The sequence below is a fragment of the Streptomyces sp. NRRL B-24572 genome (assembly GCF_002156145.1).
GTDB lineage: Bacteria > Actinomycetota > Actinomycetes > Streptomycetales > Streptomycetaceae > Streptomyces > Streptomyces vietnamensis.
This window is the reverse complement of the sequence record NZ_MWIG01000763.1, coordinates 1-9,454: the sequence shown is the minus strand read 5'-3', so window position 1 is coordinate 9,454 and position 9,454 is coordinate 1. Positions and strand designations below refer to the sequence as shown.

9 protein-coding genes are annotated in these 9,454 nt (G+C 73.8%); 4 read left to right on the top strand and 5 right to left on the bottom strand.

Annotated elements, in window-relative coordinates:
- Positions 1-118: 118 nt before the first annotated feature.
- Positions 119-862, top strand: a complete 744-nt coding sequence (locus tag CCN56_RS35390) for an enoyl-CoA hydratase/isomerase family protein (RefSeq protein ID WP_086831880.1) — start codon at positions 119-121, stop codon at positions 860-862.
- A 1-nt stretch (position 863) separates the two neighbouring features.
- On the opposite strand, the gene CCN56_RS35385 is transcribed toward CCN56_RS35390, so the two are convergent.
- Both CCN56_RS35385 and CCN56_RS35380 read right to left on the bottom strand, forming a co-directional pair.
- Positions 864-1,505: a DJ-1/PfpI family protein gene (locus CCN56_RS35385; protein WP_086831879.1), complete on the bottom strand. Its 642-nt coding sequence runs from the start codon at positions 1,503-1,505 to the stop codon at positions 864-866.
- A gap of 12 nt (positions 1,506-1,517) precedes the next feature.
- The gene (locus CCN56_RS35380; RefSeq protein ID WP_086831878.1) at positions 1,518-2,507 is read right to left on the bottom strand and encodes a GlxA family transcriptional regulator; all 990 of its coding nucleotides are present in this window, start codon (positions 2,505-2,507) and stop codon (positions 1,518-1,520) included.
- A 125-nt stretch (positions 2,508-2,632) separates the two neighbouring features.
- On the opposite strand from CCN56_RS35380, the gene CCN56_RS35375 reads away from it, so the two are divergent.
- From CCN56_RS35375 to CCN56_RS35365, 3 genes are all read left to right on the top strand, one after another.
- Positions 2,633-3,499, top strand: a complete 867-nt coding sequence (locus CCN56_RS35375; protein ID WP_086831877.1) for a hypothetical protein — start codon at positions 2,633-2,635, stop codon at positions 3,497-3,499.
- Positions 3,500-3,606: 107 nt separating this feature from the next.
- Positions 3,607-6,030 (top strand): Tex family protein, encoded by a 2,424-nt coding sequence (locus tag CCN56_RS35370; RefSeq protein WP_086831876.1) that lies wholly within the window; start codon positions 3,607-3,609, stop codon positions 6,028-6,030.
- A 211-nt stretch (positions 6,031-6,241) separates the two neighbouring features.
- Positions 6,242-6,691, top strand: a complete 450-nt coding sequence (locus CCN56_RS35365; protein ID WP_086831875.1) for a DUF2690 domain-containing protein — start codon at positions 6,242-6,244, stop codon at positions 6,689-6,691.
- Positions 6,692-6,763: 72 nt separating this feature from the next.
- Here the strand turns inward: CCN56_RS35365 and CCN56_RS35360 are convergent, their stop codons facing one another.
- The 3 genes from CCN56_RS35360 to CCN56_RS35350 form a co-directional block, all read right to left on the bottom strand.
- Positions 6,764-7,165 (bottom strand): hypothetical protein, encoded by a 402-nt coding sequence (locus CCN56_RS35360; RefSeq protein ID WP_086831874.1) that lies wholly within the window; start codon positions 7,163-7,165, stop codon positions 6,764-6,766.
- The gene (locus tag CCN56_RS35355) at positions 7,162-7,890 is read right to left on the bottom strand and encodes a 2-phosphosulfolactate phosphatase (protein ID WP_086831873.1); all 729 of its coding nucleotides are present in this window, start codon (positions 7,888-7,890) and stop codon (positions 7,162-7,164) included. Before CCN56_RS35355 ends, CCN56_RS35360 begins: the two co-directional genes overlap by 4 nt.
- A gap of 28 nt (positions 7,891-7,918) precedes the next feature.
- Positions 7,919-9,454: ABC-F family ATP-binding cassette domain-containing protein (locus tag CCN56_RS35350; RefSeq protein WP_086831872.1), on the bottom strand; the 1,536-nt coding region annotated here is incomplete at its 5' end.

The window sequence follows — 9,454 nt, the reverse complement described above, 5'->3', positions numbered from 1 at the left end:
TCTCCCGGACCGGGTCCGGGCCGGCGGGTGCGTCGTGGGCCTCCTCGGCCATCCGGTGCCTCCTCGGAGCGCCCCCTTACTGAGGGTACGTTCGGGCCCGGCGGATAGCATCCGCCCCATGGAGCCGCAGCTGAAGGAAAGCGTCACGGACGGGATCGCCACCGTCGTCATCGCCAACCCCGCCAAGCGCAACGCCATGAGCGCCGGAATGTGGCGCGCCCTGCCGGGCGTCCTGGAACGGCTCGCCGCCGACGCGGCCGTCCGGGTCCTGGTCCTCACCGGCGAGGGCGACACCTTCTGCGCCGGGGCGGACATCTCGACGCTGCGGGAGCCCGGCGACGAGCAGCAGACGCTCGCGGTACGCGCCGAGGAGGCGCTCGCGGCCTTCCCCAAGCCGAGCATCGCCGCCGTCCGGGGCTTCTGCGTCGGGGGCGGCAGCCAGCTCGCCGCCGCCTGCGACCTGCGCTTCGCCGAGGAGGGCGCCCGCTTCGGGATCACCCCCTCGAAGCTCGGCATCGTCTACCCGTCCTCCTCGACCCGCAGGCTCACCGCCCTCGTCGGACCCTCGCCCGCCAAGTACCTGCTGTTCTCCGGCGAGTTGATGGACGCCGAGCGGGCCCTGCGGACCGGGTTCGTGGACGAGCTGCACCCGGCGGGCGCGCTGGACAAGCGGGTGGCCGAGTTCGCCCGGCTGCTCGCCTCCCGCTCGCTGCTCACCCAGGCGGCGGCCAAGGAGTTCGCCGACGGACGGCTCGACCGGGACGCCCACTGGGCGGAGCAGGCACGCGGCAGCGGCGACACCGCCGAGGGGGTCGCCGCCTTCCTGGAGCGCCGCGCGCCCCGCTTCACGTACGGGCTCTGAGTCAGCCCTGCGGGAGCGACTCGACGGGCCGTCCGCGCCAGTGCGCGACGATCGCGGCCGGGGCCTTCTCCGGGGAGCCCGCGTCGTACGGCGGCTGCGGGTCGTACTCGGTGAGCAGCTGGATCGTCTGGGCGGTCTCGTCCCCGGCGATCCGGCCGAGCAGGTGCAGCGCCATGTCGATGCCGGAGGAGACGCCGGCGGCCGTGACGTACTTGCCGTCGAAGACGACCCGCTCGCCGGTGGGTTCGACGCCGAGCGCCCGCAGTTCGTCGAAGGCGAGCCAGTGGGTGGTCGCCCGGCGGTCCTTCAGCAGGCCCGCCGAGGCGAGGATCAGCGAACCGGTGCAGACGGAGGTGGTCCAGGTGCTGGTGGCGTCGGCGGTGCGGAGCCAGTCGAGGATCTCCGGGTCCTCCATGGCCACCCGCGCGTCGGGACCGCCGGGGACCAGGACGATGTCCGGGCGCGGCACCTCGGCGAGGCTCCGGTCGGCGACGAGCGCGAGGCTGCCCTGGTCGTTGCGGACCGGACCGGCCTCCTTGGCCACGAACACGGTCTCGGCTCCGGGGAGACGGGCGAGGAGCTCGTACGCTCCGACGGCGTCGAGGGTGGTGAAGCGGTCGTAGAGCAGGACGGCGATCTGCATCGATGGTTCCTCTCAGGTGGCGGGTGAGTGCCGGGTGGCGGGCACGTGGAAGCGGCGGCGGTACTCCGCGGGGCCGGTCCCCAGTGCCTTCAGGAAGGCGCGGCGCATGGCCTCGGGCGTGCCGTACCCGGAGGCGCGGGCGACCTCCTCGACGCCGCGCGAGCTCTCCTCCAGGAGGCGGCGGGCGTGTTCGAGCCGGACCCGGTCGACGTAGCGGCCGGGCGGGGTGCCGGTCTCGGCGTGGAAGGCGCGGGCGAAGTGGCGGGGCGAGAGCCGGGCGCGGGCGGCGAGGGAGCCGACGGAGAGGTCCGCCTCGGGGTGCTCGGTGATCCAGGCCTGGAGGTCCCGCAGCGGCTCCCGGCGGGCGGTCTGGGCGGACAGCTGGGCGCTGAACTGAGCCTGGTTGCCGGGGCGGCGCAGGAAGACGACGAGGTGGCGGGCGACGGTGAGGGCGACGTCCCGGCCGAGGTCCTCCTCGACGAGGGCGAGGGCCAGGTCGATGCCCGCGGTGACGCCCGCGGAGGTGGAAAGGCGTCCGTCCCGTACGAAGATCGGGTCCGGGTCCACGTCGACCTCGGGGTGGCATCGGGCGAGGTGGTCGCAGGCGTTCCAGTGGGTCGTGGCGCGGTGTCCGTCGAGGAGCCCGGCCTCGGCGAGGAGCAGGGCCCCGGTGCAGACGGAGACCAGGCGTCCGGCCTCGGGGGCGTGGACGCGCAGCCAGTCGATCAGGGCCGGGTCGGGTGCGCGGGTGCCCTCGCCGCCGGGGACGACGAGGGTGTGCGGGGGCCCGTCGGCGACGGCGTCGTCGAGGGCGGTGTCGGGGAGCAGTCGCAGCCCGCTGCGCGTACGGACCGGTCCGCCGTCCAGGGAGGCCGTGCGGATCGGGTACGCGGACGGGTCCCCGGCGGCACGTCCGGCACCGGCGAACACCTCGACGGGGCCGGTGACGTCGAGGCTCTGGACGTCGTCGAAGAGGACGACGAGGACGGGTCGCTGGGGCACGGCTCCATCCTCGGCGGGGCCGCACCGCGTCCGCAACGACGGGGAACCCACCTTTTCTGCCATGTCGACGGCTTGCACGGTCCGGCTGTTCCCGTCGTACCGACCAGTCGGTAACGTTCGGTCCCATGACGACTGCTCTTCCCCCGCGCGCGGGCCGCCGCTGCCACAACGCCCTCAACCCGATCCACTCCACGTTGTACTTCTCGCCCGACCTGGACCGCGAGTTCGGCGCCCTCGGATTCACCGACCCGAACGCGATGCGGCTCGCCGCGCGGAGCTCGGCGCTCGGCGCGGTCGGCGCGGGCACGGTCGCCGCGACCTTCTACAACTACAGCCACGACTTCCTCGCGCAGCACCTCCCGGCCGTCTGGGAGACCGCCTCCCCCGCCGAGGTCCTCGACGCGCGGCTGCGGACGGCCGACGCGACCCTGCGCCGGCTGCTCGGCGACGAGGCCGTCGCCTCCGCGGAGATGGCCGAGGCGGCGGAGCTCGCCCTGCGCGCCACCGAGGCCTGCACCCGGCACGCCCGGCCGCTCTACTCGGCCAACGCCGACCTGCCGGTGCCCGAGCAGCCCCACCTCGCGTACTGGTACGCCGCCACCCTGCTCCGCGAGCACCGGGGCGACGGTCACCTCGCGGCGCTGCTCTCCGCAGGGCTCGACCCCGTCGAGGCCCTCGCCTCGCACACCGCCACCGGCAAGGGCATGGCCCCGCGCTGGGTCCTCGGCACGCGCGGCTGGCGGCGCGCCGACTGGGAGGCGGCCACGGAGCGGCTGCGCGAGCGCGGGCTCCTCGGCGCCGACGGCGAGCTGACGGAGTCGGGCGCGGCCCTGCGCGCCGAGCTGGAGGACCACACCGACCGGCTGGACACCGCCCCGTACGAGCACCTGGGCGCGGCCGGGGTCGAGCGCCTCACCGAGCTGGGCCGGGGCTTCCTCTTCGCGGCCGCCGCCGCGGGCGCCTTCCCGGCGGACCTGGTCGGCAAGGGCTGAACAGGCCCTGGGGACGCGCGCGGGACGGGTCGGTTACCGCGTACGGGTGAGCGACCCGGCAGAATGCACTCGCAAGCTTGAGGCACGAGAAGGCGAGTCGGGACACCGTGACGACGTCCATCGAAGCAAGGATCGCCGAGGAGCTCGGCGTACGCGAGCGACAGGTGAAGGCAGCCGTCGAGCTCCTCGACGGCGGTTCGACCGTGCCGTTCATCGCGCGCTACCGCAAGGAAGCGACCGAGATGCTCGACGACGCGCAGCTGCGCACCCTGGAGGAGCGGCTGCGCTATCTGCGCGAGCTGGAGGACCGCCGGTCGGCGATCCTCGACTCGGTCCGCGAGCAGGGCAAGCTGACGGAGGCCCTTGAGGCGAGCATCCGGGCCGCCGACACCAAGGCGCGCCTGGAGGACATCTACCTGCCCTTCAAGCCGAAGCGCCGGACGAAGGCCCAGATCGCCCGCGAGGCCGGTCTGGAGCCGCTGGCCGAGGGCCTGCTCGCCGATCCGTCCGTCGAGCCGGCGGCCGCCGCCGCGGCCTTCGTGGACGCCGACAAGGGCGTCGCGGACGCCGCCGCGGCCCTGGAGGGCGCGCGGGCGATCCTCGCCGAGAAGTTCTCCGAGGACGCCGACCTCATCGGCGAGCTGCGCGAGCGCATGTGGGGCCGCGGACGCCTGGTGGCGAAGGTGCGCGAGGGGCAGGAGGAGGCGGGAGCGAAGTTCGCCGACTACTTCGACTTCGCCGAGCCCTTCACGGCGCTGCCCTCGCACCGGGTGCTCGCCATGCTGCGCGGCGAGAAGGAGGACGCCCTCAGTCTGGAGCTCGAACCGGAGGAGCCGACCGAGGGGTCTTCCTCGTACGAGGGGATCGTCGCGGGTCGCTTCGGCGTCGCCGACCGGGGCCGCCCCGGGGACAAGTGGCTGCAGGACACGGTCCGTTGGGCCTGGCGGACGCGCATCCTGGTGCACCTGGGGATCGACCTGCGGCTGCGGCTGCGGACGGCCGCCGAGGACGAGGCGGTCCGGGTCTTCGCGGCGAACCTGCGGGACCTGCTGCTCGCCGCGCCGGCCGGCACCCGGGCGACGCTCGGGCTCGACCCCGGTTTCCGCACGGGCGTGAAGGTCGCCGTCGTCGACGCGACCGGCAAGGTCGTCGCCACCGACACGATCTACCCGCACGTCCCCGCCAACAAGTGGGACCAGGCGCTCGAGAAGCTGGCGCGGCTCGCGAAGGAGCACGCGGTCGAGCTGGTCGCGATCGGCAACGGCACGGCCTCCCGCGAGACCGATAAGCTGGCGGCCGAACTCCTCGCCAAGCACCCCGAGTTGAAGCTGACGAAGGTGATGGTCTCGGAGGCCGGCGCCTCGGTCTACTCGGCCTCCGCCTTCGCCTCGCAGGAACTCCCGGACCTGGACGTGTCGTTGCGCGGCGCCGTCTCCATCGCCCGGCGGCTCCAGGACCCGCTCGCGGAGCTGGTGAAGATCGACCCGAAGTCCATCGGCGTCGGCCAGTACCAGCACGACCTGGCCGAGGTGAAGCTCTCGCGCTCCCTCGACGCGGTGGTCGAGGACTGTGTGAACGGCGTCGGCGTGGACGTCAACACCGCCTCCGCGCCGCTGCTTTCGCGGGTCTCGGGCATCAGCTCCGGCCTCGCGGAGAACATCGTCGCGCACCGGGACGCCAACGGCCCCTTCCGCTCCCGCAAGGCGCTCAAGGACGTGGCGCGGCTCGGCCCGAAGGCGTACGAGCAGTGTGCGGGCTTCCTGCGCATCCGCGGCGGCGACGACCCGCTGGACGCCTCCTCGGTGCACCCGGAGGCGTACCCGGTGGTGCGCCGGATGGCGAAGAAGACCGGCGGCGAGGTCGCGGCGCTGATCGGCGACACGGGCACGCTGCGCTCGCTGCGGGCGGACGACTTCGTCGACGAGACCTTCGGTCTGCCGACGGTGACGGACATCCTGCGCGAGCTGGAGAAGCCGGGCCGCGACCCACGTCCGGCGTTCCGTACGGCCACCTTCAAGGAGGGCGTCGAGAAGATCGGCGACCTGGCGTCCGGGATGGTCCTGGAGGGCGTCGTCACCAACGTGGCCGCGTTCGGCGCGTTCGTGGACATCGGTGTGCACCAGGACGGTCTGGTCCACGTGTCGGCGATGTCCAAGACCTTCGTCAAGGACCCGCGCGACGTGGTGAAGCCCGGTGACGTGGTCAAGGTGAAGGTCCTGGACGTGGACGTCCCGCGCAAGCGGATCTCGCTGACGCTGCGGCTCGACGACGAGCCGGGCGCCGACGGCCAGGGCGGTGCGCCCAAGCGCGACCGGGGCGAGCGCTCCGGCCGGCCGCCGCAGCAGCGACAGGGCGGCGGTGGCCGCCGGTCCGAGGGCGGGAACCGGAACGACCGCGGGGACCGGGGCGGCAACCGGAACGACCGGGGCGGCAGGGACCGTTCGGCGGCTCCCGCGCCCGCGAACAGCGCGATGGCGGACGCCCTGCGCAAGGCCGGTCTGCTCGGCGAGGGCGGCGGCAAGCGCCGATAGAACGCGCAGGTCGGAGGCGGTTTCCGACCGTACTTCCGGAGTCGTCCCCGTACACACCGATCGACGTGTGCGGGGACGACTCGCGTCCACCGGCCGCAGAAGCAGGTCGTCCGTTTTTTCCGTTGACGCGCACAGAGCAAGGGACCAAGATCATCTTCGGCCTCCGCGGAAGGCCGCGACATGTTCCTGCTCCCAGAGGTGGCGACAACAGATGAAGCGCGCGATCGCGAAGGTGGCGGGGGTCTCCGCCGCCGCGATGACCATGGCCCTCGTCCCGCTCGCGGGCACCTCTTACGCCGCCGGCTGCTCCGGCTCCGGCTGCGACAACCTCGGCCCCGTCTCCCAGGCCTGCGACAAGGACGCCGTCACCAAGGTGTCCGTCTCCGACGGCATCGACAAGGCCGAGCTGCGCTGGTCGGCCACGTGCCAGGCCGGCTGGGTCCGCGTCACCGACCCGTACGGCCCCGACAACTGGTGGGACCACTACGGCTACGTCGAGAAGTGGCTGGGCGCCGGCACCGACTTCCAGCGCAGCCTCTCCGTGAAGATCCCCGACCCGGGTTCCGACTGGTCCAACATGCTCGGCGGCAGCAGCTACTACTACCGCGTGTGCCTCAAGGACACCGGCACGGGCAAGGTCAACTGCAGCAACTTCTGGTAGACCGCCGACCCCCGCGTCCGCATGAACGAGGCCACGGCCCACCGGGCTGTGGCCTCTTCGCGTGCGTCCGCGTCACGGCAGGAAGCGCAGCGCCCAGTCGGCGCGGTTGGCGACGGACAGGTCGTCGTCCTCCGTCATCGGCTGGAGGAGACGGCGGGCCGTCTTCGGGTCCGCCTGGACCAGGTCGACGATCTCGGCGGCCAGGCCGTCCTGGTCGTCCCCGAGGTCGACGGCGGAGGCGCGGATCAGGGCCGGGAGGGTGTCGGGGCCGCCGATGGCGGCGAGGACGCCGCCGAGGAGTTCCCGGGCGTAGGCGTTCTGCTCGACGAGGGCGCGGTCGAGCTCCGCCTGGAGGCGCGGCAGGAGACCGGCGTCGCCCGAGGACGCGATCTCGTCGGCGAGGTCGATCGTCTCGTCCACGTCGGCGTCCAGATCGTCCAGCATCTCGGTCAGCCGGGTCAGTAGGTCGGTCATGGTGCCTCCTGGAATGCGCCGTCCACGAGGACGGGAACGACTGCCGAGGTGTCGATCTCGGCGGCCACGGCCACGTCCTGCGGAAAGCCGTACTCGTACAGTTCACGGCCCGAGTCGCAGCCGTGCAAGGCGGCGACCGGGTCCTCGGTCGCGTCCCACAGCGTGGCCGCCGCGGTCGCCTCCGGGGTCAGGGTGTGCGTCCGCACGAAAGCGGAGAGCACCGCTCCCGCGCCCAGCAGGTCCTCGAGCGCCGGGCGCAGCGAGCCGTCGGGCCACCGCTCGCCCGAGGCGATGACGGCGAGCGGGCGGTCCGCCGTGCCGTAGCCCCGGTCGGCGAGCCGACGGGCGACGGCCGAGTGGTTGCGCAGGGAGGCGGCGACGACGCGCGCGCCGCCCGAGGCGGCCTCGGCCGCGATGGTGGAGCCGTTCGGGGACGGCAGGACCAGGCGCGGCGGCCTCGGGGCCGCGCGCAGGGCGGCCGGGGAGAGCGTCCAGGGGTGCGCCGCGGTGGCCTCGCGCCGGCCGACGGCGAGGACGGCGTCCTCCTCCCGCGCGTGCGCGGCGGCCGTGGCGTCCCTCCAGCGGTACGGAAGGACGGCGGTGCCGCCCTCGACGGCGACACCGACGGCCGTGGTGAAGGACAGCACGTCGACCACGACCACGCAGGCGGCCGCCGGGGCGAGGGCCCGCGCCTCGACGGGCCCCCAGCCGAAGGAGACCGTCACCGCGGACCGCGTACGGACGCGTCCGTGCTCACAGCTCGGTCACCTTGCCGTCGGCGACCTCGATGCGGCGGGTGGTGCGGACCGCGTCGAGCATGCGCCGGTCGTGGGTGACGAGCAGCAGCGTGCCGGTGTACGAGTCGAGGGCGGACTCCAGCTGCTCGATGGCCGGCAGGTCCAGGTGGTTGGTCGGCTCGTCGAGGACGAGGAGGTTCACGCCCCGGCCCTGGAGCAGGGCGAGCGCGGCGCGCGTCCGCTCGCCCGGGGAGAGCGTGGTGGCGGGCCGCAGCACGTGGACGGCCTTCAGACCGAACTTGGCGAGCAGCGTGCGGACCTCGGCGGGCTCGGTGTCGGGCACGGCCGCGCAGAACGCTTCCAGGAGCGTCTCCGTGCCGTGGAACAGCTTCCGGGCCTGGTCGACCTCGCCGACGACGACGCCCGAGCCGAGGACCGCGTCGCCGGAGTCCAGCGGGAGACGGCCGAGGAGGGCGGCGAGCAGGGTCGACTTCCCGGCGCCGTTGGCCCCGGTGACGGCGACCCGGTCGGCCCAGTCGATCTGGAGGGTGACGGGGCCGAAGGAGAAGTCGCCGCGGCGCACCTCGGCCTCGCGCAGGGTCGCGACGACCGAGCCCGAGCGGGGCGCGGCGGCGATCTCCATGCGCAGCTCCCACTCCTTGCGGGGCTCCTCGACGACGTCGAGGCGTTCGATCATGCGCTGGGTCTGCCGGGCCTTCGCGGCCTGCTTCTCGCTGGCCTCGCTGCGGGCGTTGCGGCCGAGCTTGTCGCTGTCGGTGGCCTTGCGGCGGGCGTTCTTGACGCCCTGGGTCATCCAGGACCGCTGCATGTGGCCGCGCGCCTCCAGGGCGGCCTTCTTGCCGGCGTACTCCTCGTACTCCTCGCGCGCGTGCCGCCGGGCGGTGTCCCGCTCCTCCAGGTACGCCTCGTAGCCGCCGCCGTACAGGGTGATCTGCTGCTGGGCGAGGTCGAGTTCGAGGACCTTGGTGACGGTGCGGGTGAGGAACTCGCGGTCGTGGCTGACGACGACCGTACCGGCGCGCAGCCCCTTCACGAAGGCCTCCAGGCGCTCCAGGCCTTCGAGGTCGAGGTCGTTGGTGGGCTCGTCGAGCAGGAAGACGTCGTAGCGGGAGAGGAGCAGCGAGGCGAGGCCCGCGCGGGCGGCCTGGCCGCCGGAGAGGGCGGTCATCGGCTGGTCGAGGCCGACGGTGAGCCCGAGGGAGCCGGCGACCTCCTCGGCGCGCTCGTCGAGGTCGGCGCCGCCGAGGTTCAGCCAGCGCTCCAGGGTGATCGCGTACGCGTCGTCGGCGCCGGGCGTGCCGTCGACGAGGCCCTGGGTGGCCTCGTCCATGGCGGCCTGGGCGGCGGCGACGCCGGTGCGGCGGGCGAGGAACTCCCGCACGGTCTCACCCGCGCGCCGCTCGGGCTCCTGCGGGAGGTGGCCGACGGCGGCGGTGGGCGGGGAGAGCCGCAGCTCGCCCTCCTCCGGGGTGTCGAGCCCGGCGAGCAGCCGCAGCAGGGTCGACTTGCCGGCGCCGTTGACGCCGACGAG